This window comes from Eubacterium sp. BIOML-A2 (assembly GCF_009680135.1).
GTDB lineage: Bacteria > Bacillota > Clostridia > Lachnospirales > Lachnospiraceae > Faecalicatena > Faecalicatena contortus_B.
Window position 1 is genome coordinate 1 of record NZ_WKZK01000036.1, and the last position, 25,931, is coordinate 25,931.

The 25,931-nt window shown below is 47.0% G+C and carries 25 protein-coding genes and 1 pseudogene; 23 read left to right on the plus strand and 3 right to left on the minus strand.

All coding sequences use genetic code 11. The features are described 5' to 3' along the window. The 14 genes and pseudogenes from GKG43_RS13320 to GKG43_RS13385 form a co-directional block, all read left to right on the plus strand. A pseudogene (locus GKG43_RS13320) lies at window positions 1-321 on the plus strand (myo-inositol-1-phosphate synthase); the annotation flags it as partial. Window positions 322-350: 29 nt separating this feature from the next. Beyond that, window positions 351-1,274, plus strand: a complete 924-nt coding sequence (locus GKG43_RS13325) for a carbohydrate kinase family protein (RefSeq protein ID WP_055154977.1) — start codon at window positions 351-353, stop codon at window positions 1,272-1,274. A 145-nt stretch (window positions 1,275-1,419) separates the two neighbouring features. Continuing rightward, window positions 1,420-2,049: an SIS domain-containing protein gene (locus tag GKG43_RS13330; RefSeq protein WP_050641626.1), complete on the plus strand. Its 630-nt coding sequence runs from the start codon at window positions 1,420-1,422 to the stop codon at window positions 2,047-2,049. 110 nt (window positions 2,050-2,159) lie between these two features. Continuing rightward, window positions 2,160-2,837, plus strand: a complete 678-nt coding sequence (locus GKG43_RS13335) for an HAD family phosphatase (protein WP_050642730.1) — start codon at window positions 2,160-2,162, stop codon at window positions 2,835-2,837. A 387-nt stretch (window positions 2,838-3,224) separates the two neighbouring features. Beyond that, a complete protein-coding gene (locus GKG43_RS13340) occupies window positions 3,225-4,307 on the plus strand; it encodes a substrate-binding domain-containing protein (RefSeq protein ID WP_050641625.1) in 1,083 nt (360 codons plus the stop codon). Window positions 4,308-4,375: 68 nt separating this feature from the next. Next, window positions 4,376-5,890, plus strand: a complete 1,515-nt coding sequence (locus GKG43_RS13345; RefSeq protein WP_242843878.1) for a sugar ABC transporter ATP-binding protein — start codon at window positions 4,376-4,378, stop codon at window positions 5,888-5,890. Window positions 5,891-5,916: 26 nt separating this feature from the next. Beyond that, the gene (locus tag GKG43_RS13350) at window positions 5,917-6,864 is read left to right on the plus strand and encodes an ABC transporter permease (protein WP_050641623.1); all 948 of its coding nucleotides are present in this window, start codon (window positions 5,917-5,919) and stop codon (window positions 6,862-6,864) included. A 22-nt stretch (window positions 6,865-6,886) separates the two neighbouring features. After that, window positions 6,887-7,327 (plus strand): ribose 5-phosphate isomerase B, encoded by a 441-nt coding sequence (gene rpiB, locus GKG43_RS13355; RefSeq protein WP_050641622.1) that lies wholly within the window; start codon window positions 6,887-6,889, stop codon window positions 7,325-7,327. A 14-nt stretch (window positions 7,328-7,341) separates the two neighbouring features. Further along, window positions 7,342-8,277, plus strand: a complete 936-nt coding sequence (gene fba / locus GKG43_RS13360) for a class II fructose-1,6-bisphosphate aldolase (protein ID WP_050641621.1) — start codon at window positions 7,342-7,344, stop codon at window positions 8,275-8,277. Window positions 8,278-8,521: 244 nt separating this feature from the next. After that, on the plus strand, window positions 8,522-8,986 hold the full coding sequence (locus GKG43_RS13365; RefSeq protein WP_055154976.1) for a VOC family protein: 465 nt from the start codon (window positions 8,522-8,524) through the stop codon (window positions 8,984-8,986). A gap of 11 nt (window positions 8,987-8,997) precedes the next feature. Next, window positions 8,998-10,506: a phosphoglucomutase gene (locus tag GKG43_RS13370; protein WP_055154975.1), complete on the plus strand. Its 1,509-nt coding sequence runs from the start codon at window positions 8,998-9,000 to the stop codon at window positions 10,504-10,506. 5 nt (window positions 10,507-10,511) lie between these two features. Beyond that, window positions 10,512-11,417 carry an AraC family transcriptional regulator gene (locus GKG43_RS13375; protein ID WP_050641618.1) on the plus strand — a complete coding sequence of 302 codons (906 nt, stop codon included), beginning with the start codon at window positions 10,512-10,514 and terminating at the stop codon, window positions 11,415-11,417. A 197-nt stretch (window positions 11,418-11,614) separates the two neighbouring features. Beyond that, window positions 11,615-12,790: a Gfo/Idh/MocA family oxidoreductase gene (locus GKG43_RS13380; protein ID WP_050641617.1), complete on the plus strand. Its 1,176-nt coding sequence runs from the start codon at window positions 11,615-11,617 to the stop codon at window positions 12,788-12,790. 48 nt (window positions 12,791-12,838) lie between these two features. Beyond that, entirely contained in the window at window positions 12,839-13,933 is a 1,095-nt protein-coding gene (locus tag GKG43_RS13385) for an ABC transporter substrate-binding protein (protein ID WP_242843877.1), read from the plus strand. Window positions 13,934-14,035: 102 nt separating this feature from the next. Here GKG43_RS13385 and GKG43_RS13390 read toward each other — a convergent pair whose 3' ends face one another. After that, window positions 14,036-14,359, minus strand: coding sequence for a helix-turn-helix domain-containing protein (locus tag GKG43_RS13390; protein WP_050641616.1), 324 nt, complete (start codon window positions 14,357-14,359; stop codon window positions 14,036-14,038). A gap of 439 nt (window positions 14,360-14,798) precedes the next feature. On the opposite strand from GKG43_RS13390, the gene GKG43_RS13395 reads away from it, so the two are divergent. The 5 genes from GKG43_RS13395 to GKG43_RS13415 all read left to right on the plus strand — a co-directional run bounded on the left by GKG43_RS13395 (window position 14,799) and on the right by GKG43_RS13415 (window position 18,576). Next, a complete protein-coding gene (locus GKG43_RS13395; RefSeq protein ID WP_050641615.1) occupies window positions 14,799-15,407 on the plus strand; it encodes a 4Fe-4S binding protein in 609 nt (202 codons plus the stop codon). Between the two features lie 147 nt (window positions 15,408-15,554). Then, complete coding sequence (locus GKG43_RS13400; RefSeq protein ID WP_050641614.1) at window positions 15,555-16,226, plus strand: ABC transporter permease; 672 nt, start codon at window positions 15,555-15,557, stop codon at window positions 16,224-16,226. Between the two features lie 20 nt (window positions 16,227-16,246). After that, entirely contained in the window at window positions 16,247-17,170 is a 924-nt protein-coding gene (locus GKG43_RS13405) for a glycine betaine ABC transporter substrate-binding protein (RefSeq protein WP_050641613.1), read from the plus strand. A gap of 24 nt (window positions 17,171-17,194) precedes the next feature. Further along, window positions 17,195-17,962, plus strand: coding sequence for an ABC transporter ATP-binding protein (locus GKG43_RS13410; RefSeq protein WP_055154974.1), 768 nt, complete (start codon window positions 17,195-17,197; stop codon window positions 17,960-17,962). Then, entirely contained in the window at window positions 17,959-18,576 is a 618-nt protein-coding gene (locus tag GKG43_RS13415) for an ABC transporter permease (RefSeq protein ID WP_055154973.1), read from the plus strand. The genes GKG43_RS13410 and GKG43_RS13415 overlap by 4 nt, the downstream gene beginning before the upstream one ends. Window positions 18,577-18,749: 173 nt before the next feature. On the opposite strand, the gene GKG43_RS13420 is transcribed toward GKG43_RS13415, so the two are convergent. Continuing rightward, window positions 18,750-19,526 carry an AraC family transcriptional regulator gene (locus tag GKG43_RS13420; protein WP_242857648.1) on the minus strand — a complete coding sequence of 259 codons (777 nt, stop codon included), beginning with the start codon at window positions 19,524-19,526 and terminating at the stop codon, window positions 18,750-18,752. 250 nt (window positions 19,527-19,776) lie between these two features. Between GKG43_RS13420 and GKG43_RS13425 the strand changes: the two genes are divergently transcribed. From GKG43_RS13425 to GKG43_RS13440, 3 genes are all read left to right on the plus strand, one after another. Next, window positions 19,777-21,783, plus strand: coding sequence for a beta-galactosidase (locus GKG43_RS13425; RefSeq protein ID WP_055154972.1), 2,007 nt, complete (start codon window positions 19,777-19,779; stop codon window positions 21,781-21,783). Window positions 21,784-22,224: 441 nt separating this feature from the next. Beyond that, on the plus strand, window positions 22,225-22,449 hold the full coding sequence (locus GKG43_RS13435) for a helix-turn-helix transcriptional regulator (RefSeq protein WP_055154971.1): 225 nt from the start codon (window positions 22,225-22,227) through the stop codon (window positions 22,447-22,449). Continuing rightward, window positions 22,450-22,788: a hypothetical protein gene (locus GKG43_RS13440; RefSeq protein WP_055154970.1), complete on the plus strand. Its 339-nt coding sequence runs from the start codon at window positions 22,450-22,452 to the stop codon at window positions 22,786-22,788. A 1,303-nt stretch (window positions 22,789-24,091) separates the two neighbouring features. On the opposite strand, the gene GKG43_RS13445 is transcribed toward GKG43_RS13440, so the two are convergent. After that, on the minus strand, window positions 24,092-24,682 hold the full coding sequence (locus GKG43_RS13445) for a TetR family transcriptional regulator (RefSeq protein WP_055154969.1): 591 nt from the start codon (window positions 24,680-24,682) through the stop codon (window positions 24,092-24,094). 246 nt (window positions 24,683-24,928) lie between these two features. Here GKG43_RS13445 and GKG43_RS13450 point away from each other — a divergent pair, with 246 nt between their 5' ends. Beyond that, window positions 24,929-25,822, plus strand: a complete 894-nt coding sequence (locus GKG43_RS13450; RefSeq protein WP_330377745.1) for a DegV family protein — start codon at window positions 24,929-24,931, stop codon at window positions 25,820-25,822. Window positions 25,823-25,931: the final 109 nt, after the last annotated feature.

Consider the following 25,931-nt stretch of genomic DNA (forward strand, 5'->3'; position numbering starts at 1 on the left):
ATTCTGAAGCATGACGTGCCGATTGCTCCCGGATTTGCTTTTGTCGACAACCAGGGTGACCAGAAGACCGCGATTATATGTATCGAAGGACAGAAATTTGGCGGGGCTCCTGTAAGCCTGAACCTGAAACTGGATGTAATCGACAGCCCGAACTCCGGCGGAATCAGCGTTGACGCTGTTAGATGCTGTATGCTCGCAAAAGACAGAGGGATGGCAGGCGCAATCGAAGAGCCAAGCTCCTACTTCATGAAACACCCACCGGTACAGCATCCGGATGATCAGTGCCGTGCAATGCTGGAAGACTTTATCGCTGGTAAATAAATTAAAATGACAGATAGGCGGGAAGAAAAATGGAAAAAAATTTAGATATCGTTGTAATTGGCACAATTATCAAAGAAACCATACAGTTCCCAAACAGGACGATTGGTCCTGTTCTGGGAAGCCCGGCTGCATATTCAAGCCTTGTTATGGCGGCGCAGGGAAGAAATGTCGGAATTGTCACTTATTATGGCTATGACATGGAGGACATTATTTCAGAAATAGATGTTCTGGACAAAAGAGGCATTCTGCCATATGAATATACGACAACAAACCTGCTGGTATACAGAAATGACGGCACTAAATATGTAGAGTATCAGAAGGCGGCGCCGAATATCGGATTTGAAGATATTCATAAGGATTATCTGGAGGCGGATTATTTTAAAATCTGTCCGATGAACTATGAAGTGGAGCTGGATCTTGTAAAAAAACTCTATGAGAGAAATAAAACAGTCTTTGTAGACCTGGGAGGATACGGAGGCGCAACGAGTGACATCCGTCACTCTGTAGAAGAGACGTATGGGAGAATGGTGATTGACACCTTATGTAAAAACAGTACCATTATCAAGGCAAGCGAGGAGGACCTGCAGTCTATCATACCGGGAAGAACAGCGGAAGAGGCGGTCAGGTATCTGGCAGATGCAGGGGCTGAAAATGTGGTGGTAACGCTTGGCGGCAACGGTGTAATGTTTAAAGAAGGCAAAAAAGAGCTCGTCCGTATCAAACCCTTTTCTGCGAAGAGCGAAGTAGAGGACGGAAGCCTGGACTTTACCGGTGCAGGAGATTCATTCGGCGCCGGATTTATGGCATCTTATGTAAAGGAACAGGATATGTATAAGGCTGCACTAAACGGAAACGCAACGGCATCCCTGGTAATACAGCGGTCTGGCGGCTGTACATATGGACGCATGCCGTCCAGGGAGAAAGTACAGATGCGCATCGCGACAGGCGCTTAAAGGGCAGAACATTATAAGCCGGCCGCTGATTAGCAGGGAAGGCAGTGACAAATTAATCATATAGAAACGAATACAAACAAAAGGGGTCAGACCCCGATTGCAAAGGGGTCTGACCCCTCTGCACAGGAAGCAGGAGGATTAAGCAATGAAGAATTATACAGATGCGGAACTGGTAAGTAAAGCAAAAGAAAAAATACTGGCCGAAGCAGAAGCTTTAAAGGCAGTATCTGACGAGGTGGACGAAGCCTATGCCAAGACGATAAAAGCAATACTGGAATGCAAAGGCCGGTTGATTATTACGGGACTCGGTAAGACGGGCCATATCGGGAAGAAGATCGCAGCATCATTTGCGAGCCTGGGCGTGCCGGCATTTTTCGTGCACAGCTGTGAATCCCTGCACGGGGATATGGGGATGATAACAAAAGAAGATGTGGTGATTATGATCTCGAACAGCGGAAAATCACAGGAGATCCTGAATATGCTTCCGCCGCTGAAGATCATAGGGGCGAAGACAGTCTCTATTACAAGGGATAAACAGTCGCCGCTGGCACAGCAGACTGACATCGCGATACTGGTAGATGCGGGAAAGGAAGTAGACCATATGGGGCTCGCTCCAACTTCGAGCTCAACAGCGGCATTGGCGGCGGGAGATGCGCTTGCTACCGTGGTATCCGAGATTAAGGATTTTAAGCGGGAGAATTTTGCGCTCAGCCATCCGGGCGGCGCATTGGGCCAGCAGCTGATCAGGGAATATCAGGAGAAAATAGGGAAGTAATATAACACCGGGCTCGTCAGGAACACCTGATTCAAAAATGATCCTTTGGCATTTGATCGGGCCAGAGGGTTATTTTTTTAAAGCGCAGTGGTTAAGGAGGCTGAATGGCAATGAAAAAAGCAGTAATATTTGATATGGACGGACTGATGATTGACAGTGAAAGAGTGACCTGGGAAGGGTATCAGAAAGAGTGCCGCAGCAGGGGGTATGAGATGACGCTGGATTTTTACATGCTCATGCTGGGACATCCCATGGCAGCGGTGAGAAAGATGATGCGGGAACATTTCGGAGATTCATTTCCCCTGGAAGAGATTATACAATGCGTCCATGACAGGATGGAATTTCTGTTTTCGGCGGAGGGGGTTCCGAAGAAGCCTGGCCTGATGGAGATTTTACGATTTACAAAGGAGAACAGGTATCTGACAATGGTGGCGACATCCAGTGACAGAGCAAGAGTAGAACGTATCCTGCGCTATGCTGAGATAGAGGCGTATTTTGATGACATCATCTGTGGCGATGAAGTGGTGCATGGCAAACCCGGCCCGGATATTTTCCTGAATGGCTGCAAGAAATTGGGGGTACGGCCGGAGGAAGCTTATGTGATAGAGGACTCTGAAATGGGAATACTGGCGGCATACAGGGCAGGGATTGATGTGATCTGTGTCCCCGACATGAAACAGCCGGAGGAAAAATACAGAAAAATGGCCCTCTGCGTGGTTCCCTCGCTGTCCGAGGCGAAAGCCGTGCTGGAGTCAGGAGGGCCGTTTATGTACCATACTGCTGATTAAGAGACAAGAGTAAAATCAGCAGCTGCAGCGCGGAGAATTCCACTTTGTTTTGATTTCTTTTCAATTGGAAAAAATAGATAAATTTATAATCGGCTATTTGTGGAAATATGACAATTGACTTTTTTCGACTTTGCGCGTAAAATTTAAGTCAGATAAGAAGTTAACGTTAAAGTAAACGTTATATTTTTTTAACGAAAAACTTTAACGTTAACTTTATCGAGAACTTGCAGACGAGATATTATGCCCAGGAGGAACGTATTATGAGAGACAAAACAGTGGAATCAGCGCCCGGAATTACAGAACAGAAACATGTGCATCGTAAAATTAAGCAGCGATGAACAGCATAACGATGTACGAATAAGAGACAGACATGAAGGAGGAAATAAGATGAAGAATATGAAAAAGGTTTTAACATTAGTATTGGCAGGCTGCATGGTGTTCGGATTAGCGGGATGTGAGAAAGAAAAAGCTTCATCTGCTGCAGACAGTGCGGATAACGGAAGTGGCAAATCAGATGCAGAGATCACGATCGGATATTCTTTCCCTGGTTCCAATAATGAATTCTGGGGTACCAATGCCTTAAATTCTGCGAAGCAGGCTGCAGAAGCACTGGGATTCAAGCTGATTGCGGATGATTGTAATTATGATCAGGCGGAACAGGTATCGGATGTCGACAGTATGATATCTTCCGGTATCGATGCTCTTGTTTTGGCGCCCCAGGACGCCTCTGTATGTGCGGGGATCACAGCGGCATGCAAAGCGGCGGATATCCCGGTAGTTATCATAGACAGATGGCCGGGAGACGACCTGAAGGCCAGCGAAGATTATGTATGCTTTATCGGGCCGGATGACGAACAGGCCGGATATGACATCGCAATGTCACTGATTGATTCCGGATGCAAAAACCTTCTGGGCGTTGGCGGTGTGCAGGGAACATCCGTTGGTGAAGGCAGGAAAGCAGGGCTTGACAAGGCACTGAAAGAGAACCCGGACGTGAAGCTTTTACAGTATGAATATGCAGGTGACACATGGGATGACGGAGATAAAGCGTTCCGGAACCTGTATCAGGCACACCCGGAAGTGGACGGAGTATGGTGCTTTAACGATTCCATGGCCCTCGCATCCGTAAACATACTGAAAGAAGAAGGCAAGCTGGATACGGTCAAAGTCGGCGGCATGGATCTGCTCAGCAATTCGGTGGAGTCAATGGAAGCCAAAGAGCTTTGGTTCTCAACAGGCGGACATTATATGGAAGCGGGATTTGGTGCAGTTGTAGCCTATGATGTTGCGAAGGGCGTGGAGTATAACGGCCCGGCCAAGGTCCAGATGAGCCTGCTGTGTGTGGATCAGAACAATGTGGAGGACTTTAAGGAGCAATTTCTCGATAAAGAACAGTCCTATGACTGGGCAGGAGCCAGCAGGGCAGAGAATCCGGATGCAGAATATAACTTCAATCTGATTCTCGAGTAACAGCGGATCATTTCTCCTCCGGTATCGGGCCGGAGGAGGATATTTCTAAAATGGAAGGAGGAAGAACATTGGCTGAAAAAAGAAATGCGGTTGTTCTGCGCGGGCTCAAGAAGTATTTCCCTGGGACAAAGGCGCTGGACTGGGGCGCTGATGATGCGATTGAGATCAAAGAGGGCGAGATTCACGGTCTGGTAGGTGAGAACGGCGCAGGCAAATCAACAACCTTTCAGATCCTGATGGGGATATATGACAAGACGGACGGTGAGATGGAGCTTTTTGGTAAACCATACAATCCAAGAAACGTACATGATGCGGAAGAGGCAGGCGTAGCGATCATTATGCAGCAGCCCAATTTTGCCAACAACCTGACGGTTGCCGAAAATATATTTCTGGGACAGGATAAAAGATTTACAAATAAAGCCGGGCTGATCGACTGGAAAAAACAGTTTGCAGCGGCAGGAGAAATCCTGCACAGATTTAAATACGATCATATTAAGCCTACGGATTTATTATCGGATCTGGGATTTGAGGAGACAAAACAAGTTGAGATTGCCCGTGCACTTTCTACGAATCCAAAGGTCTTGCTTGTAGATGAGACTTCGGCAGCCATTTCCAAAAGTTCCGTAGAAAATCTGTATCAGCTGCTTCGGGAGCAGCGGGACAATGGATGCGCGATTATATACATATCCCATTTCATAGAAGAGGTGTATGACCTCTGCGATAGGGTCAGCATTCTGCGGGACGGGAAGCTGATCACAAAAATGGAGGTCAACGAATCGGTTTCTCCGGATCTGATCATACAAAACATGGTAGGCCGTGACGTATCGGATGCGGTATACCGAAGCGATGACAACAGTTCCATAGGGGACGTCATGCTGGAGACAAAGGGACTGACGAGAGCGGGAGAATTTGAAGACATTAGTATACAGATACATGCAGGAGAGATCGTAGGGATCGCTGGCATCGGCGGATGCGGTTCGGAAAGCTTTGGCAAGGCACTGTTTGGATACGACCAGGTGGACCGGGGCGAGATTTATTTTAAAGGGCAGTCTGTAAAAATCAATTCTCCGCTGGAGGCAATGAGAAATGGCATTGGCTATATACCAAAGGACCGGGATAAAGAAGGACTGTTTCTGATATACGATTCTACCATGAATATTTCTTCGGGGAACATGAAAAATGTCAGCAGGCACGCGATTATCAATCATAAAAAAGAAAAAAAGATTGCGGTCGATTCAATAAAGAGGTTCCTGATCAAGACGCCGTCGGAGGCGACACCCGTATCTGACCTGAGCGGAGGAAACAGACAGAAAGTGGCCATTTCCAAGTGGGTTGTGAATGAATCGGAGTTTTTGATCGTGAACTCGCCGACAAGAGGCGTTGATGTAGGCGCTAAGTATGAGATATATAAAATCCTGGAGGATCTGAAGAATCAGGGAAAGGGAATCCTGCTGATATCGGATGAGCTTCCGGAGCTGATCGGAATGAGTGACCGGGTGTACTGTTTCAGGCGGGGCAAAGTGTCCGGAGAATTCTCCAGGGATACTTTTACAGAAGAACGGCTGGCAGTACAGATGGTCTGATTCTATAAAGAAAGGAATATTGAAAAATGGAAAATAAAAATGTAGTAGTTAGCTTTATTAAAAAGAATATTTCCTTGGCAGCGTTTGTGATTTTATTTATTCTCTTTTCATTTACGACAGCCGGCAAATTTTTAAAAATCAACAATCTTTTGAGCGTATTGACCTCCTCCACAGACCTGCTGATCTGTGCGCTGGGCGGAACATTTATTATCCTGATGGGAAGCATCGACCTTTCCGTAGGTTCCATGATTAGCCTCTGCGGTGTTATTGCGGCGAAGATCTACCTGTCGACGAACAGCCTGATTGTGGCGCTTCTTGCTACGATAGCAGTGTCACTTGTGTGCTATCTCTTCATGGGTGTGATACACGTGCAGCTGAAGGTGCCCACATTCATTGTAACTCTGGGTATGCTCTCCATTGCCAGGGCGCTTGTTACGATGATCAGCGGCGGTTCCATCACAATGGTGGATTACAATGGGGCCATCAAACAGGTATTTGGCCTGAGGCCATGGATACTGATTATTGCAATTGCAGCGTTTGCGGTTGTATTTCTGATCGAACGGTTCACGCTTTTCGGGCGCTACACCAGACTGGTGGGCGGGGAAGAAAATGTAGCCAGATTAAGTGGAATTAATGTAAAGAAACAGAAGGTACTGGTATTTTTATTTGCGGGAGTTCTGACAGCGCTCGGCGGCATTGTAATGGCGGCCCGCATTGGCTCCGGTTCCCCCTCAGTCGGCGTCGGTTATGAGCTGGATGTTATCACTGCAGTCGTACTCGGCGGAACATCACAGACCGGCGGTGTCGGCGGCGTAAGAGGCACCCTGATCGGTGTATTGACGATCGGCATACTTGCCAACGGTCTGGTGCTCTGGGGAATGCCGTCAGAAGTACAGCTGCTGATCAAGGGTCTGGTTGTGATCTTTGCCGTTGCGGTATCGACTGAGAGAAAACCGAACATGATCGTCAGATAGTGAGAGACTGGAGGAAGAAAAAATGATAGCTTTAGGCAGTGACCATGGCGGTTTTGCACTAAAAGAAGAAATCAAAGCATATCTGGCAAAGCAGGGCATCGAGGTCCGGGATTTTGGAAGCTTCAGCCCCCAGGCCGTGGATTACGCGGATATTGCGTATCCTCTGGCAAAGGCGGTTGCGGCTGGCGAATGCGAGAAGGGAATTCTATGCTGCGGTACAGGGATCGGTATCTCCATTGCAGCCAACAAGGTAAAGGGAATCCGGGCAGCCTGCTGCTCCGACTGCTTCAGTGCAAAGCTGACAAGACAGCACAATGACGCCAATATCCTCTGTATGGGGGGGCGTGTTGTGGGCGCAGGACTTGCGCTCATGATGACAGACCTGTTTCTGAACACGGAATTCGAAGGGGGAAGGCATCAGACACGGATTGATAAAATAGCGGAGATTGAAAAGAAACAGTAGAAGGAGGATGCATCATGGCATTGGTAACAACAGCGGAAATGTTCAAAAAGGCATATGCGGGCGGCTACGCAGTCGGGGCATTTAATGTCAATAACATGGAGATTATACAGGGCATTACAGAGGCAGCCCGGGAGGAACAGTCTCCGGTCATTCTGCAGGTATCGGCAGGGGCAAGGAAATATGCAAAGCACATTTACCTCATGAAGCTGGTGGAAGCCGCGGTACTGGACGTGGACATCCCGATCGCGCTTCATCTGGATCACGGCGAGGATTTCGAGATATGTAAATCCTGTATTGACGGAGGATTCACCTCTGTCATGATTGACGGATCAAAACACAGTTTCGAGGATAATATAGCGCTGACTAAAAAAGTCGTGGAATATGCGCACAGTAAAGGCGTTGTTGTAGAGGGTGAGCTGGGAAAACTGGCAGGGATAGAGGACGATGTCAATGTTAAGGCAGAAGATGCATCTTACACAAATCCCGATGAGGTAGAAGAATTTGTGTCCAGAACCGGTGTAGATTCGCTGGCGATTGCGATCGGAACGAGCCATGGGGCCTTTAAGTTTAAGCCGGGACAAAAACCACAGCTTCGGTTTGATATCCTGGCAGAGATTGAAAAACGGCTTCCGGATTATCCCATCGTGCTGCACGGCTCTTCATCCGTAAACCAGGAATATGTAGATATGATACGCAGATACCATGGAGTATTGGATGACGCCATCGGAATACCCGAGGAGATGCTCAGGCAGGCAGCAAAATCGGCGGTATGTAAAATCAACATAGATTCCGATGTACGCCTGGCTATGACTGCGGCAGTAAGAAAAGACATCATAGAGAACCCGTCTCACTTTGACCCGAGGCAGTATCTGCGTCCGGGCAGAGATAACGTAAAAGAACTTGTAAAACATAAAATACAGTGTGTGTTAGGCTCATCAGGAAAAGCCTGATTCGGATACGCGGTATCCGGGATAACAACTCTCCGGCTTTGTAAGGGCCGGAGAGTTGTTTTATATAATAGGAAAGTGCCCGGCACTTTCTTATTATATAAAAACCCTCCGGGGGATGCACACGCCGCGATAAGGCATATAACCGAAAGGCGGCACCGCGGAGGCGCCAAAGTGTGCAAGCCCCTCATGGGTAAGGGGCGGAAGTTGAAGTGGGCTTCCCCACTTTGATATACAGGAGGACAGCATGAAAGTAAAAATGGCGGGAGGGACGGACTGCTCTCCAGAGTGCGTAAGCTCTGAGAAAAACGGAAAACCGGCGCTGGAGTTTCATCATATATGCCTGATTGCACCGGACTATGAGGAAGCAGTACGGTTTTATGTGGATTATATGGGATTTGACCTGTTCAGAGAGTCGTTTTCCAGCAATAAAAATGCAAGGAAGCTGGAACTATACAGCGGCGGTAGGTATATTGCCGAACTCTTTATTAAAGAGGACTCTGTATGTACGGGCGTGCAGGCAGATGCAGAATTATCTTTACCGGGATTCAATCATCTTTCTTTTCTGGCAGAAGATGTGGAACAGATGCTGGGGAGATTGTCGGAAAAAGGGGTGCCGGTAACGGAAGTAAAAATAGATCGGATCACCGGAAAGAAATACGGTTTTTGCTGGGATCCGACGGGAACAAAAATAGAATTTTATGAAAGGTAGGGTACAACAAAATGGAGGCATGGAAAGAGGCTTACTTAAAGCTGCAGAATGGAAGTGACGTTCGTGGAGTTGCGCTGGAAAGCGCTGCGGGAGAGGCTGTGAATCTGACCGAGAATATCGTGCGCGATATTGCCATGGCTTTTGCCGAATATCTAATGGAGAAGAAGGAGGACAAAGTCATGAGAGTTGGTGTGGGTCACGACTCCAGGCTGTCCGCGCAGGAATTAAAAAGAGGGGTCATTAACGGGCTGGGACGAAGAGGGTGCCGTGTATATGACTGTGGGCTGACGTCTACTCCCTCCATGTTTATGTCTACGGTATTGGAAGGGTTTGAGTATGACGGAGCCGTTATGATCACAGCGAGTCATCTGCCGCCCAACAGGAACGGCCTTAAATTCTTTACCAGAGACGGCGGCCTGGAAAGCAGTGATATCAAGGAGGTTCTGGAGCGTGCGGCGCTCATATCCAGAATGAATTATGAGACGGAATATCACAGGGCAGAGGACGCGGATCTGACAGGCGCATATACGGAATACCTGAGAAATCTTATTTGTAAGGAGGTGAATGCCGATGATTATGATCGCCCACTGGAAGGACTGCATATTGTAATCGACGCATCCAACGGGGTAAGCGGTTATTTTAAAAACGTACTGGAACCGCTGGGAGCCTCCACTAAAGGCAGCATCTGCATGAATCCTGACGGGACTTTTCCGGTACATGTGCCCAATCCGGAAAATGAAAAGGCCATGGAAGCGTTAAAGAAAGCGGTGCTGGCTGCAAAAGCGGACCTTGGCGTTATATTTGACACGGACGGAGACCGGGCAGCCTTCGTATTTGCGGATGGAGAAGAAGTAAATAAAGACGGGGTCATTGCCCTTATGGCCGCAGCCCTGTCTGAGAAATACCCCCATACAACGGTGGTGACGGATTCCGTAACCTCGGACTGTCTGACGGAATTCCTGGAGAACCGGCTGAAGATGAAGCATCACAGATTCAAGCGGGGATATAAGAACGTGATCAATGAAGCCATACGTTTAAACAAGGAAGGGATCGAAACCCATCTTGCAATCGAGACTTCCGGGCATGGTGCGGTTAAGGAAAATTACTTTCTGGATGACGGGGCTTATATGAGCGTGGTTATCATCAGCCGACTGGCCGTCTCCCTGCGGGAGGGACGGAGACTGGAGGATCTGACGGCGGGACTTAAAAAAACGGCGGAGAGCAGGGAAGTGCGTCTGCGGATACTGGCTCCGGATTATAAAGAATATGGAAGAAAGATTCTGGAGGATTTTCGTATTTTTGCGGAGCAGGAAGAGAAATTCCACATTGCAGAGCCAAACTACGAGGGCATACGCATCAATTTCCAGGATGATGAAGTGAAGGGATGGATGCTGATCAGGATGTCGCTACATGACCCGATCCTCCCGCTGAATTTCGAGGCCGACAGAGAGGGAGGCGTAGCTGTGATAGCAGAAAGGCTCAGGCCTTTCCTGGAGAGGTATACCGAATTAAGGGGCTGAGGTTTGTGCAGATTACAAAAATAGTAACCGACGAGACTTTGAAAGAGCTGAGGGCACACGGGACGGAAAAATTTCCTTTCCAGTACAATCGGGAAGAAATGCAGCAGTTTGATGAAGAAAAGATAGAATGGCACTGGCACCGGGAATTTGAATTTGTAAAAGTCATGTATGGTTCGGTCTACTGCTTGATCGGGAATCAGCAGATCCAGCTGGAAGCGGGGGAAGGGTTATTCATCAATGCAAGGGTAGTTCACAGCATCGAAAACTGTAAGGACGGGGCCATCGCCAATATCTTATTTTCCTCAGATCTGATTGCGGCGGAAACATCGGTCATATATGATAACTGCATCAGGGATTTTATCGAATCCGAATGTTCCCATATTGTTCTGCGGGATGCTTCGGCCTGGCAGGAAAAAATACTTGAGAAGCTGGAGGAAATCTTTGAAATATGCAGCCATGCATCGTTTTGTGAGCTGGATATGCACATCAGGGTCTGTAACCTATGGCTGCTGTTCTGCGGGCACCGGGAGGAACTGGTGAAAATGGAGAAGCTGGGAATTTCACTGAGATCCCAGTCCCGTCTGCGTAAAATGATGAGATACATAGAAGCAAATTATTCACAAAAGCTATATCTTGAAGACATTGCCCAGGCTGCAAATATCAGTAAAAGCGAAGCGATACGCTGCTTTCAGATGGGGATGCAGATATCGCCGGTAGAATATCTTAACCAGTACCGCCTCTGTCAGGCAAGGTTTGAACTGGAGACGACGGAGGACTCCATTTTACATATAGCAGTTGCCGCAGGCTTTGATAACAGCAGTTATTTCACCAGAATTTTTAAAAAGACCTATGGGATTACACCCAGGGAGCTTCGGAAAAAAAAGGAGGATGCAGACAACAGCGGATACTGAACAAAATTGGGCATATTGTGCTAATATGTGGATCGATTTTACGAGAATTTGGATAAAAATAACAGTATAATGGAGCTAAGCTTAAGGTTAAGGGAAAAGTTGACAAGCATCCGAAGGGATCACTCTTTTTTTTGAACAAAACATACAACGTTAACTTGAACCTTAACTGCCATATTACAAATAAGGAGGTAACAATTATGAGACAAATTGGAGTTGGTATTGTAGGCGCCGGTTCCATCGCCGAGATTGGACACTGCCCGTCAATTGCGGCACTCCCAAATGCAAAGCTGGCGGCACTGTGCGACACAAATACCGAGATACTGGAATCAATGGCAAAGAAGTGGGAACCTGAAAAAACTTATACTGATTATGGACAGATGCTCGAAGACAAGAATGTAGAGGTTGTAATTGTAGGTACGCCGAACCGCTTCCATGCACAGCAGGCGATCGATGCCATGAGAGCGAAAAAACATGTCATTGTTGAGAAGCCGTTTGCCTGTACACACAATGAGGCGTGGAAGATGGTGGAAGTATCCAAAAAAGAAGGCGTCTTCCTTATGGCGGGTACGAATCAGCGCTTCTGGGAGCAGAACAGGATAGCCAGACAGCTGATGGACGAGGGATTTATCGGGAAACCGATGATGGGCCGTTCTTCACTGCATGAGGGCTGGAACCTTTATCACGAACAGCTGTCTTACACTCCGTTCCGTTCCGACCCGAAGCTGGCAGGAGCCGGCGCTTTATTCGACCTGGGAGCTCACAGAGCGGACCTTTTGATGTTCCTGATGGGAAGCAGGCCGAAACGCGTGATGGGGATTATAAAAAGACTGGGAACCCCGGAAGAGTACACACAGCTGGACGACTCCTTCTGGATCACCATCGAATTTGAAAACGGAGCAACCGGTGTGATCAGCGGCGACAGGTATTCACCCTGTGTATCCAATATATCTGAAGTATATGGAACCGAGGGAACCATTTTCACGGGTTCCGAGGCAACGAATCCATATCAGACGGCTCCCCTTGCGGTCTATACAAGCAAAGACTTCAAGCAGAGTGAGCTTCCGGAGATCGTGAAAGAGTACCGCTATCCGCAGTTATTCTGGTCAGAAGACATTATGCAGCCGGACGGGAACGTTCCAAAACGCTGGGTGCCGATCTATCCAAAGCGGGGGTGGGCGTACAAATCTATGCTTGAGCACTTCCTTGATTGCATAGAAAAGGATGTGCCGCCGTCATTGACACCGGAGGACAGCGCGATTGTCACGGATGTGCTTGTCGGGGCTTATAAGTCCATGGAGACGAATGCATGGGTGGATCTGCCGCTTACGGAGGAATATATTGTGCCTCACTATGATGCGCCGGTCATTAAGTAGTTGAAAGACATTTGTGTAATGTAAACCGAGAATCGGGAGGAAAAAAATATGAAAAATATGAAAAAGGTAATGGCAATACTGTTAACAGGATGTATGATTTTTGGGCTGGCAGCATGCGGTACGGATAAGAAGGCAGAAGGGGAGACGAAAAAAGAGGAGACCACGGATACAGGAGAGAAGACAGAAAGTACAGAAAAAATAACAATCGGTTATTCTTATCCAACGGCAAACAATGAGTTTTGGGGAAATGCATTAACTTATGTGAAACAGGCAGCAGACGAGCTTGGCTTTAATGTCACGGCAGACGACTGCAACAACGATCAGTCAGAACAGATCAAAGATGTGGACAGCATGATTTCAGGCGGTATCGACGCTCTGGTTCTGGGTCCTCAGGATGCTTCCGTATGCGCGGGGATCTCCGCGGCATGCAAAGAAAAGGGAATTCCGCTTGTTATCATTGACCGTTGGCCGGGAGACGACCTGAAGGCAGGAGAAGACTATGTATGCTTTATCGGGCCGGATGATAAAGAGGCCGGATATCAGATCGCAATGTCACTGATCAATGGAGGCAGCAAGAAACTTCTGGGAATCGGCGGATTCCAGGGAACTTCTGTTGCTGAGGGCAGAAAAGAAGGACTGGATAAAGCACTGGAAGAGAATCCTGACGTTGAACTGCTCCAGTTTGAATATGCCGGAGAGAACTGGGATGACGGAGATAAGGCATTCCGCAATCTCTACCAGTCACATCCGGAGGTGGACGGTGTATGGTGCTACAACGATTCCCTGGCTCTGGCTACCGTAAATGTGCTCAAGGAAGAAGGCAAGATAGATGACGTTAAAGTAGGAGGCATGGACCTCTTAAATCCGGCAATCGAATCCATGCAGGCAGGGGAACTCTGGTTCTCTACCGGAGGCCATTATCTCCAGGCAGCATTCGGTGCGGTGGTAGCCTTCGATGTTGTGAACGGCAAGACATATGACGGAGAGAAAAAAGTTCAGTTGGAACTGCCGGCAGTTTCACAGGAAAACATTGCACAGTTTGAAGAAAAATTCATGTCCGGTGACGCTCCGGTAGACTGGAAGAGTGTATCCAAAGTTACCAATCCGGACGCGAAATATGATTTTGAAATATCAATTGACTAACAGATATATTTCAGGTTGGTCGTAACATGATACAAGGAAAAAAGCAGCAGGCGGCTCTTGCCAGGAGCCGCCTGCTATCTTAATGAATGGAGCTGTTTTGACTTACAGTATTTTTTTATAATCCGTCCCCCATGCGACCATAGCATCCAGAACCGGCTTTAAACTCAGACCCGTCTCGGTAAGGGAATATTCCACCTTGGGCGGCACCTCGGGGTACACCTTTCTGTTCACAAGGCCCGCGGTCTCCATGGCGCGGAGATGGCTTGTGAGTACCTTCTGAGTAATTCCTTCCACGGAGCGCATCAGCTCATTAAAACGTTTGGTTCCTTCCAGCAGATCTCTTATAATCAGCACTTTCCATTTATCTCCGATCAGCTGCAGCGTTATTTCCACAGGGCATTCCGGAAGTTTCTTTTCAGCATCCATAGCAGGACCTCCTATAAAAAATATTTATTAAATATGTTTTCCTTCTATTATAAAATGGGTTAAAATAGTAGTGGTATCAAAAAGGTTTTATCCCGAAAGCAGATCATCGTGCAGAGCATGAAGCGCGCCCGCCACGAGTACGCCAAGGCGTGCATCAATACAAAAAAATATATGCAAAATTTACTTTCTCCGATTGGTGAATGGGTGTACAGTATGGAATATCCGCTATATTGTTCTCTATCACGAACAGATATGGCCTTCTTAGTATTTATTATATACTGTTAAGATGAGGGAAAGCAAGTACTGACAAAAATGTAACTTAGTATCGATTTGATACTAAGGAACTTTGAGGTGCGTACTTTACATTGTGACTCCAACCGCTTATTATGGCTGTATAAAGAAACGAGCGTTGTCATATTTGGAAAAGGATGGGAAAAGCATGAATGAAAAAGCACGTAAGTACGTCGATATGTTCCGGGAAGTAAAGGTTGCGTCAGCTGCAACCGTTGATAAAGAAGGACATCCACACAGCCGGATTATCAATATTATGATAGCGGCAGATGAGGGAATGTATATTGTTACATCCAAAGGGAAACCTTTTTACGAACAGCTGATCCAAAGCGGAGAGATTGCGCTGAGCGCGATGTGTCCGGACTGCCAGTCTCTGAAGTTCACGGGCAAGGTAAAGCTGGCGGATAAGGCATGGCTTAATAAGGTATTTGAGGATAATCCGGGAATGAACGAGGTATATCCGGGGAATACGAGAAACATATTGGATGCTTTTCTGATCTATGAGGGATGCGGTGAATGGTTTGACCTTCTGCACCACCCGGTCAGCAGGGAAGCTTTTGCCTATGGGAGAGAAGTGGAAAAAGCCGGATTTTTCATTAAGGAGACGTGCATTGGCTGCGGATCATGTACATATGTCTGTCCCCAAAACTGCATCACAGAAGGAAGCCCGTATCGGATCGATCCGGTGCACTGCCTGCACTGCGGGGCGTGCATGGAGACGTGCCCGGCGGATGCGGTGAAGAAGCTTCATGGATAGCGGAAAGCTGCATGTGCAGCAGAAGACTTTATAGGCAGAAGAAACCTTCATAGGAAGCAGAAGCCTTCATGTGCAGCAGAAGACTTTATAGGCAGCAGGATGTACAGGCAGCAGGAATGAGAAAAGAAAGGCAGGAAGAACAACAAGATGTCCGAATTATGGATGAACATACAAGCATATTTTACCAGCCGTCTGGATGAATATCTGATCTGTCTGTGGCAGCACATCAGTATCAGCATCCTGGCGCTTCTGGCCGCCGCACTCATAGGAATTCCATGCGGTTATTTATGTATCAGATATGTAAAATGTAAAAAGTGGCTGGTTGGGATATTTCAGATACTGCGTATTATCCCCAGCCTTGCTATACTGATTCTCCTGATTCCAATCATGGGAACAGGGGTAAAACCGGCTATGACAGCGCTTGTGCTGATGGCTGTGCCCCCGATTCTCATGAATACGGCGGACGGTTTTGAGGAGGTGCCGGAATTTATGCTGGAGACAGCAGCCGGTCAGGGGATGAAGGAACGGCAGATATTCTGGAAGGTGCAGGTACCGCTTGCCGTACCCTATATGCTGACGGGTGCAAGGACAGCAATCATTGAGATCGTTGCCAGTGCATCCATCGCAGCGAAAATCGGAGCCGGCGGGCTGGGCGGGATCATCTTTACCGGACTGGGGCTGAACAGGACAGACCTGCTGCTGATCGGCGGCGTTTCGGTGGCGCTTCTTTCACTGACGGCAGGAATGATTTTCAGCGGGCTGGAGAAAATATTTATACCATGGCGGTCGCCTGGCAGACAAAAGAAACTCAAATCTTAAAGACAAGGGAGAAACGTATTATGAAATTGAAGGTGAAAAAGGCAGTAATCGCGGCAGTGTGCCTGGCGATGATGACATCGCTGGCAGCCTGCGGCAGCAAAGAGAACAAAGACGCAGGAGGAGAGGGGAAAAAAGAAGATGCGGTAATCCGGGTGGGATCGAAAGATTTTACCGAAGGAATGATTGTATCAGAGGTATATTCCCTGGCACTGGAAGATGCGGGGTATGAGGTGGAGCGTATATTTGACATTGCGGGTTCTATTATCCATACATCTCTGATTAATGATGAGATCGATATGTATCCGGAATATACCGGAACTGCGCTTCTTTCAATACTTGGTATGGATGTGATCACAGATCCGCAGGAGGTGTATGACACTGTAAAGGCGGAGTATGAGAAGCAGTTTCAGCTTACCTGGCTTGACTACTCTCAGGCCAATGACGGACAGGGGCTTGCAATCCGCACTCCGGTTGCAGAAAAACTGGGAATTAAGACAATATCCGATCTGCAGAAGCATGCCAGTGAGCTGCGTTTTGCATCACAGGGGGAATTCGATGAACGGGAGGACGGAATTCCGGCGCTGGAAAAAGCCTATGGCAAGATGGACTGGAAATCTTCCAAAATATATGACAACGGTCTAAAGTATGAAGTACTGTCAAATGATGAAGCGGACGTAACACCTGTGTACACGACAGAGGGACAGCTGGCAGATAAAGAAAAGTTTACTCTTCTGGAGGATGACAAAAATGTATGGCCTCCTTATAATCTGGGGCCGGTGATCCATGATTCCGTACTGGAGGCACATCCGGATATCGCGGACGTCCTGAACAAGGTCAGTGCAGCAATGGATACGGAATCTCTGACAGCATTGAATGCCAGGGTAGATATGGACAAAGAAGAGATCGAGGATGTGGCACTGGAGTACTATGAATCCATAAAATAAGTCAGCCAGAAAGGGGCAGCAGTTATGTCAGCAGCAATCACCTTCAGTAATGTAAGTAAACAGTTTCCGGGAACCAGCTATTATGCGGTGGATCAGCTGTCCTTTTCCGTGGAGGAAGGGGAATTTGTAACCATTCTGGGATCTTCCGGGTGCGGAAAGACAACATTGCTGAAAATGATTAACCGGCTGTATGAGCCGGATGAAGGGAATATCTATCTGTTTGGTGAAAATACTGCCGAAATAGATGTTGTTCAGCTGAGGCGGGGAATCGGGTATGTCATACAGCAGACGGGCCTGTTTCCTCATATGACCATAGCGGATAACGTTGCAACGGTCCCCAGGCTTTTAAAGTGGGACAAGGAGCGGATACAGAAACGTGTCAGGGAACTTCTGGAGCTTGTTAAGCTGGATCCGGATGAGTTCCAGGGACGCTACCCCTCCCAGTTGTCCGGCGGGCAGCAGCAGAGAGTCGGGCTGGCGAGGGCGCTGGCAGTGGAGCCGGAGGTCATGCTGCTGGACGAGCCCTTCGGCGCCGTTGATGCCATTACGCGCACTGGCCTGCAGGAAGAACTGCTTGGCCTGCACCAGGGACTGGGCAAGACCTTTCTGTTGGTGACTCACGATATCCATGAAGCGTTTAAGTTGGGAACAAGAGTCATGATAATGAACGAAGGTAAAATTAGCCAGTTCGATCAGCCTGGGAACATCATCGCGAACCCTGCTGACGACTTCACAGCAGCACTGATCCGGTCCGCAAAGGAGCAGGAGAAAATGTGGGAGGGATACATATGAGTAAATTGACGGTGTATCTGGCCAGACATTATGATGATCTGCTGGAGGCTTTACTGGAACACCTCCAGATTACTGCGGTTACGCTGCTGTTTTCCCTGCTCATTGCCTCTGCTCTGACGGTACTTGCCATATACTCGAAAAAAACCGGCGAGATACTGGTTCATATTTTTTCCGTACTGTATTCTGTTCCGAGCCTTGCCATGTTTGCATTTTTGATCCCGGTCACAGGACTGGGCAAGACGACGGCAGTGATCGTTCTTGTTGTTTATAATCAATATCTGCTTTTGCGGAACTTTATTTCCGGGCTTTACGGTGTCGAACCCGCAGTGGTTGAGGCCGCGGAGGGGCTGGGAATGCGTCGTATGCAGGTGTTGTGTCAAATCAGGATTCCGCTGGCGAAAAGGGCGCTTTTTACCGGGATTCAGCTGGCAGTGGTTTCCACGATTGGTATTGCTACGATTGCGGCGATGATCAATGCGGGCGGCCTGGGCACCATACTGTTTGACGGGCTGCGGACGTTGAATGTCTATAAGATCGTCATAGGAAGTATCCTTTCCGCTGGGCTGGCAGTGGGGATCAATGCATTGTTTAAGGTGGCGGAGAGAAGGATGTAGAAGAATGTAATTGTATAGAATGGGCCTTGTATCAGTGGTTATACGATGCTGATGCAGGGCTTTTTTATAATGATAGTGACGTAGCTGCAGCAACCATCTCCAGTTATGGCGGCCAGAGCCGCTGAACAACCAACTAGTCCGACTCTAATTCATTTTTCGGAATTCCAGCGGCGTTACCCCCGTCTTTTTTTAAACATGGCTATAAAGTGGCTGGCATCCAGATAGCCGGTTCTCAAAGCAGCCTCCTGCACTTCCAGCCTTGGATTGGTGAGCAGGAGTTCCTTTGCTTTATTGATTCTGCAGGCAGTCAGATATTCGTATGCGGAACAGCCAAGAAAACGGCCGAATAAGCGTGACAGGTATTGGGGCGTTATATAGACCAGGCTGCTTAGTTCCTGCACGGTGATCTGAGATGCATAATTGGTTTCGATCTCTTTTATTACGGGGGCAACATACTTCTGATACAGAGGATCTTCCATCAATCCACGGGTATACATGCCATCCACAAGATTCATCAGTATGCAATAGCAGTTCGTTGAGAGTGCCCGTGCATCTGCCGGCGGTGTTTCATACATTCTTACAGCGTCAGCGACCAGGCACGCAATCTGAGCGGCTTGGTCTTTTTCTGTAAAAATCACCTGTCTGCCGCCCAGGATTTTTGGAAGGCTGCTTTCAATTGTGCCGGTAAATGTTGCAAATAAGGTGCTCCATTCCTGCGTCTCCTTTGCATAAGAATGGCGGATCAGTGGGGCGATAAGAACCCCCTCCCCTTCACTCAGAAGGTATTTCTTCCCCTGGATGATAATTCTGCCGCAGCCCCTTTCCGTCTGCAGATAGTGGTAGAGTGGATACCCTTTCGGGCGGGTTAGGCTCTCCTGTTTCCAGTGGTTTCCCACAGAATCATAAGTAAACGGCTCGCTGACCGGGATGTTCCTGTAAAAGATCGGCATAGTATTCTCCTGTTTCGAAATGTTATATTATTTAGCTTAACATATCACACTCGCTTCTGTCTATCTGTATTATAATCACGGTAGTGAAATACGGTGGACTGTTACAGACTGTTAAGGCCTGCGGACAGCAATTCAGACGGGGCTTAACTGCTGCACCTGCTATACTGTTTATACCGTAAAGCGCTGTGGTCTGCGGGCCGCCAAGTGAAATAATAGCGATGTGTTTAAAAGCAAGAGAGGAGATTTGATAATGCAGAGTAAGTTTAAAAGGATCTTATACGGCGGAGACTATAATCCGAATCAGTGGGCAAAAGAAGTATGGCATGAGGATATGAAGGTTTTTAAAGATGCGCGGATCAACAGCGCTACTATTAATGTTTTTTCCTGGGCAAAGCTGCAGCCGGGTGAAGATGTATATGATTTCTCCGAACTGGATGAGATCATTGATATGCTGAGCCGGGAAGGGTACGACATCGTACTTGCCACTTCTACGGCTGCGCTTCCGGCATGGATGGTGAAGCGTTATCCCGAGGTGGCAAGGACCGACTATGAGGGGCGGCGCCATAAGTTCGGACAGCGCCACAATGCATGTCCTAACTCCCTTGTATATCAAAAGTATGCAAAAGCACTTGCGGGAAAGTTAGCGGAGCGTTATGGGGAGAATGAACATATTGCGTGCTGGCATATTAACAATGAGTACGGCGGGGAATGCTACTGCGAAAACTGTGAGAAGGCGTTTCGTGTCTGGCTTCAGAAAAAGTATAAGACAATAGATGCTTTGAACCGGGCGTGGAACCTGGAATTCTGGGGCCACACAATCTATGATTGGGATGAAATCGTTCTTCCAAATGCATTAAGTGAAGGGATTGGTGAGAATCAGACTGCTTTTGCCGGTATTTCCATTGACTACCGCAGATTCAATTCCGACAGTATTTTAGGGAATTACATAATGGAAAGAGATGAAATACGCAGGTTCAGCAGTGCGGCACCAATTACGACAAATCTAATGGGAACATATAAAGGGCTGGATTATTTTAAATGGGCAAAGGAGATGGATATCATCTCCTGGGATAATTATCCCAGTTATAATACGCCGTGGAGCCAGACCGCTATGTGCCATGATTTGATGCGCGGCCTGAAAGATGCTTCTTTTATGCTGATGGAGCAGACGCCGAGCCAGCAGAATTGGCAGCCCTATAATTCACTCAAAAGGCCGGGGCAGATGCGTGCCCAGAGTTATCAGACGATCGCGCACGGGGCGGATACGATTCAATTTTTTCAGCTCCGCAGAAGTATAGGGGGATGTGAAAAGTTCCACGGGGCAGTGATTGCGCATGTGGGAACGACGGATACCAGAGTCTTCCGGGAAGTGAAGCAGCTGGGGAAGGAGCTGGAAGGCCTGGGGAATACGATTTTAGGCGCCGTTAATGAGGCACAGGTTGGAATCATCTTTGACTGGGATAATTACTGGGCGCTGGAATATACCAGCGGGCCATCCCAAGATCTGACTTATGTTGACCAGATCCATCAATATTACAAGTACTTCTATGACAGGAATATTGCAGTCAATATGATTCCGGCGGATGCAGATTTCAGCAGATATAAGGTTGTGGCAGCGCCTGTACTCTATATGGTAAAGGAAGGTATGAAGGAGGCGCTCGAGGAATTTGTAAGGGGCGGCGGAATACTGGTTACATCCTTTATGAGCGGGATTGCGGATCAGTCGGATAATGTACATCTGGGAGGATACCCGGGACCGCTGCGGGAGCTGGCAGGGGTGTGGGTCGAGGAGATCGATGCACTTGCACCCGAACAGACAAATGAAGTGGTTTTCCGGGATGGAGCAAAGTACAGATGCAGGCTTTTGTGTGACATTCTGCATCTGGAACATGCCGAGAGCATTGCTGAGTATACGGAAGATTTTTATGCGGGGATGCCGGCTGCAGCGAGAAACGGATTCGGAGAGGGCTTTGTGTATTATGTCGGGACGAGTATGGAAGCGGGGCTTGCAGCAGTATTGGACAAGGCAGCTGCTGATGCAGGAGTGAGGCCTGTGATAAACGAGAGGACTGAGCTTGAGATTACCTGCAGAAAGACTGAAAAACATACTTTATATTTTGTGATTAATTTCAAAGATAAAGAGATCAGGCTGCCGTCCTGCTTTGCCGGGAATACTGACATACTAACGGGGAAGACAATAGAGGGGAATGAAATGATGTCCAGGTATGATGTGAAACTTATATATACGTCCGGATAGGCTTGTCCAAATCGAACAGGCCGGATGCCGCATACTGCTTCCAGTACCAGGAGCCGGGCCGGTAGAGGGAATTCTTATGCAGCCCTCGTTCCAGGACTTGTCTAGGTCCAGGATGGCCTCCACATCCACCTTGGTCATCTTCCCCAAGCCGGAGCAGGTCTTGCACATACCGTTGGGGTCGTTGAAGGAGAAGGAGGAGGCTATCCCTACATAGGGCTGGCCAATTCTGGAAAACAGCAGCAGACTGGCGTACAGACCGCTGATGGTTCCCACCGTGGAGCGGGTAAAATTGTTTCTTCCATTAGTTTCTCCTTTGATTCTTGATGGTTTCCATGTTACAGCAGTAAATATACAATGAGGAAATGGCAAGAAGTTTTCAAGTGACAAAATGTAAGAAATATGTTATAATATGCGGACATATTAAATAAAGGCGGTGAGCAAGTGGCTGTAAAAGACAAATACAAATTTGACAGCAAAATTCATGTGTTTAGAGCGACAAAAAGGATGAGCCAGCAGGAACTTGCTGACCTTGTGGGTGTATCAAGGCAGACGATAATTCAGCTTGAACGAAACAGATACAATCCATCCATGCTTTTGGCGTATAGTATCGCAAAAGTCTTTGATGTTACTATAGAGGATTTATTTGATTTTAAGGAGGAATTATAGATGCACATGTTAGATACATTCTACAAAATAATGACAAGTATTCCATTGCTAAGGGCTGCTGCTTGGACAGGGGTTCCGCTTACTATTATTTTGATTGTATTATTTTGTCTAAAATCACATAGAGATGAGCGTGGTTGGAAAATCATCGGAAAGGCAAGCATTGTATCTTTTATTGTCCTCATCATTCTTGCAAACGCAATCGCAAAACTGGGAGGCGGATTAGTTGGTAATGATTATGAGATTGGTTATGTTTTTTGGGGTAATACAATCCAACTGATTTATGATATTGTGTTGTTCGTAGAAATCGCAGCAATTCTCATTTTACGAAAAGTCGAATAATAGTAAATGAATGATCTGATTTAAAAAGGTTCTTGCTCGTTTTAACAAATAATGAGTAAGAATTTTTTTGTTTCGACATGTATGAAATAATTGACATTTAGAAAGATATAGATTATAATTTTATAAACGGACAAGACAGAATTATCTTAATTTTTTGTCTGGGAAAGGAATTAAGAAAATGGAATTTTGGATAATTATGGGTGCGGTGTTGCTACTTAGTGGTGGTTGTGCAGGAACAGCATGGCATAAAAAGAAAAAGAATAAGAAAAAATAACTGACAACTGTTTTGACACAGAGCAAGTAAGTCCATTTTGACGATGGACAGCAAATCCAGTCGAGCCAGTCAACGGTAAAATGAACGGCTGCGCCCGCCGTTGACAGCCCCGCCTGTCCTTGCTGGTGGGTAATCAAGGGGCGACAGCAAGGAGTGCTGCCGCCCCTCACTATCATCAGAGAAAGAGGGATTTTCCATGAACGAGAAAGTATATAAAGAGCATATCCAATACACTCACAACGCCTATTGCCGAATAGTCATTCGTCATACTCCCATATCTACGGGTATTTCAATGTAGATATGGAGGATTACATCAAAACCAAGCTCATAGAAAGCCAATTCAAATTCCGGCTTGACCGTTAAGGGGTGATTTTTAGTTCCAAATGCAATACAATTATAGCAACAAATCGGGATTGGCTGCCGGAAACGAAGGTATTTATAACAGACTGCTGTCCTTCGACGATCCCGACAATGAGGTTAAAATTTATATTCCAGTAAAATGAGAAGAAACAATGCTTACAATCATAAGATTTGATAGCATTGTTCCTTAGTTTACCTTATAGTTAATGCTCAATTTTTCATATCACGTCTTTCCATCAACCGCAACAGGGATTGCAGTTTATTCTCCGGCAAGGAGTGCAGGGCTCCGGCAAACAGCTTCGCGGTTATCTTCAAATCTTCCACGCAAAAGGCTTCCTCTTTATCCTCATCTACATATTGAAATTATTACTTTTCCAAAATTATTGCGATTGAATCACTTTCAGATTGATAGATACGTCCTGCAACATCACTAAACAGCCCAAACATTTTAAAGCCAATGTTTTCGGCTTCTTGTATTCATGTTTCTTTCGAGAAATATGTATTCCACAAATAATAGGGGGTTATTTCTTCTTTTGAAATAATTGTAATTAAGTCCAGAGTTACATTGTCTAAATATTTATATAACCCACTTAACACCATGTATTCATCAGAACGCTTTGAAAAATCCACTCCGGTAACTTGATACCCCTTTTGGGTAAATTTTTCGGTTTAGAGTGAATCGGTGGTCAAAATATCGGATTCCAGAATTCGGGTAAGCAGTTCCCGGGCTTCCGCAATATTTTTCTCCCTTGAGATATTTTCCGCATGCCCTTCGTTAATAAAACCTACAATGCCATAGCATAAGAATCCTGCGATTTTCTTGGGGGAATACCGGAGGCTGAGGACCCGGCTTTCTTTGTTTGTGTGCGTTTCTATGGTCTCCAATACATAGTTGTAAAAGGCAAATGCCAGATAGGGATTCTCATCAGGGATGGTATGGCGGAAAAAGTTATGGTTCTTGTAGTATAGCTTCATAATGCTGTCCAATACATTGCAGTAGCTGATGACCGGACTGGCTGAAGGGTTGTTGGCCGCCTGCATTTCTTCATAAACAGCGGTTCCCTCCCGGATCATATCCTGGAAAATATCGTCAACCAGGGCGTACTTATCGCTGTAGTGGGTATAAAAGGTGATCCGGCTTGTGTCCGCCCGGCTGCACAGCTCTGTGATGGATACCTGCTCAAAGGGCATGTCTGACAGCATGGAAATAAGGGTGGTTTTCAGATTCTTTTTGGTTTTTCTGATTCGTCTGTCTTCCATAATAATTTACAATTTCTCCAATCTGTATAAATAACTAACAAAAATAAAATACTGTAAGTTGTTATCAAATTCCGCATTTGCTATAATTTTAACACGTGTTAAAATAATGGTCAACGTGTCAGCTTACCGTATATCAGTGTATCTGTTTAGTTGTTGTAACAGTTCATATCCTTCGGGCGTGCACAGTAACTCTGCTTAGGTAATGGAACAGATATGCGGATTCGGTGAATGGGCTGGCTTATAGTTGTGAAAAGAATTGAAAGGATGAAGATTATGCCGGATATTGCAATTATGACGGACAGCAATTGCGGAATTCTGCCAGAAGAGGGCAGGGAGATGGGAATTACGGTTGTTCCGATGCCCATCCAGATTGATGGAAAGACATATCTGGAGGGCGTGGATATTACAGCGGACACATTTTACGATCTCCAGGCGAAGGGCGCGTCTGTGACATCTTCCCAGCCCGCGCCCGGAGAAGTGATGGAGATGTGGTACCGGCTTCTTAAAAAACATGAGGAGATCGTCTATATTCCGATGTCCAGCGCCCTCAGTAATTCCTGCCAGAGTGCAAGTATATTCGCACAGGAATTTGAAGGGCGGGTACATGTCGTGAATAACCGCCGGATTTCTATTACACAGATTCAGTCGGTGAAAGATGCGATGTGCATGGCAGAGCAGGGGATGAGCGGAGCACAGATTAAAGAGACTTTAGAGGCCGAAGCTATGGATGCAACGATTTATATTGCCGTGGATACCCTGGAATATCTGAAAAAGGGCGGAAGAGTAACGGCAGCGGGAGCAGCGATCGGAAGCGTGCTCAATATTAAACCGGTGCTTACCATCCAGGGTGACAAACTGGATGCATATGCAAAGGTAAGGGGCATGAAGACGGCATTCCGCACCATGTGCAAGGCGTTACATAACGATGTATCTACCAGGCTGAAGGGACTGTACGACAGCCATCAGCTGATGTTTGGGATTGCCAATACCGCCATGGAGCCGGAAGTACTGGAACATTGGATCGCTCAGATGCAGGAGGAATTTCCGGGGGAGGAGATCACCCACAGCCCGCTGATGCTCAGTATTGGGTGTCATACCGGTCCCGCAGCACTGGGGATTGGGGCATATAGAAAGCATTGATATAAATCTTGATCCTCTGGTATCGGGAGGGATTAGCAAAAAGCTTTCAGTCTGATAGCAGATAGAGATTCTATTAAGAAAATAAGCCGCAGGCATCCTGCGGTAAGGC

Coding starts and splice junctions, on each gene's coding strand:
- GKG43_RS13420 (WP_242857648.1), bottom strand. CDS start 19,526: ATGCCGATCTTTTACAGGAACATCCCGGTCAGCGAGCCGTTTACTTAT.
- GKG43_RS13370 (WP_055154975.1), top strand. CDS start 8,998: ATGGAGGCATGGAAAGAGGCTTACTTAAAGCTGCAGAATGGAAGTGAC.
- GKG43_RS13425 (WP_055154972.1), top strand. CDS start 19,777: ATGCAGAGTAAGTTTAAAAGGATCTTATACGGCGGAGACTATAATCCG.
- GKG43_RS13340 (WP_050641625.1), top strand. CDS start 3,225: ATGAAGAATATGAAAAAGGTTTTAACATTAGTATTGGCAGGCTGCATG.
- GKG43_RS13380 (WP_050641617.1), top strand. CDS start 11,615: ATGAGACAAATTGGAGTTGGTATTGTAGGCGCCGGTTCCATCGCCGAG.
- rpiB (WP_050641622.1), top strand. CDS start 6,887: ATGATAGCTTTAGGCAGTGACCATGGCGGTTTTGCACTAAAAGAAGAA.
- fba (WP_050641621.1), top strand. CDS start 7,342: ATGGCATTGGTAACAACAGCGGAAATGTTCAAAAAGGCATATGCGGGC.
- GKG43_RS13365 (WP_055154976.1), top strand. CDS start 8,522: ATGAAAGTAAAAATGGCGGGAGGGACGGACTGCTCTCCAGAGTGCGTA.
- GKG43_RS13330 (WP_050641626.1), top strand. CDS start 1,420: ATGAAGAATTATACAGATGCGGAACTGGTAAGTAAAGCAAAAGAAAAA.
- GKG43_RS13395 (WP_050641615.1), top strand. CDS start 14,799: ATGAATGAAAAAGCACGTAAGTACGTCGATATGTTCCGGGAAGTAAAG.
- GKG43_RS13445 (WP_055154969.1), bottom strand. CDS start 24,682: ATGGAAGACAGACGAATCAGAAAAACCAAAAAGAATCTGAAAACCACC.
- GKG43_RS13440 (WP_055154970.1), top strand. CDS start 22,450: ATGCACATGTTAGATACATTCTACAAAATAATGACAAGTATTCCATTG.
- GKG43_RS13405 (WP_050641613.1), top strand. CDS start 16,247: ATGAAATTGAAGGTGAAAAAGGCAGTAATCGCGGCAGTGTGCCTGGCG.
- GKG43_RS13390 (WP_050641616.1), bottom strand. CDS start 14,359: ATGGATGCTGAAAAGAAACTTCCGGAATGCCCTGTGGAAATAACGCTG.
- GKG43_RS13385 (WP_242843877.1), top strand. CDS start 12,839: ATGAAAAATATGAAAAAGGTAATGGCAATACTGTTAACAGGATGTATG.
- GKG43_RS13410 (WP_055154974.1), top strand. CDS start 17,195: ATGTCAGCAGCAATCACCTTCAGTAATGTAAGTAAACAGTTTCCGGGA.
- GKG43_RS13335 (WP_050642730.1), top strand. CDS start 2,160: ATGAAAAAAGCAGTAATATTTGATATGGACGGACTGATGATTGACAGT.
- GKG43_RS13325 (WP_055154977.1), top strand. CDS start 351: ATGGAAAAAAATTTAGATATCGTTGTAATTGGCACAATTATCAAAGAA.
- GKG43_RS13415 (WP_055154973.1), top strand. CDS start 17,959: ATGAGTAAATTGACGGTGTATCTGGCCAGACATTATGATGATCTGCTG.
- GKG43_RS13400 (WP_050641614.1), top strand. CDS start 15,555: ATGTCCGAATTATGGATGAACATACAAGCATATTTTACCAGCCGTCTG.
- GKG43_RS13350 (WP_050641623.1), top strand. CDS start 5,917: ATGGAAAATAAAAATGTAGTAGTTAGCTTTATTAAAAAGAATATTTCC.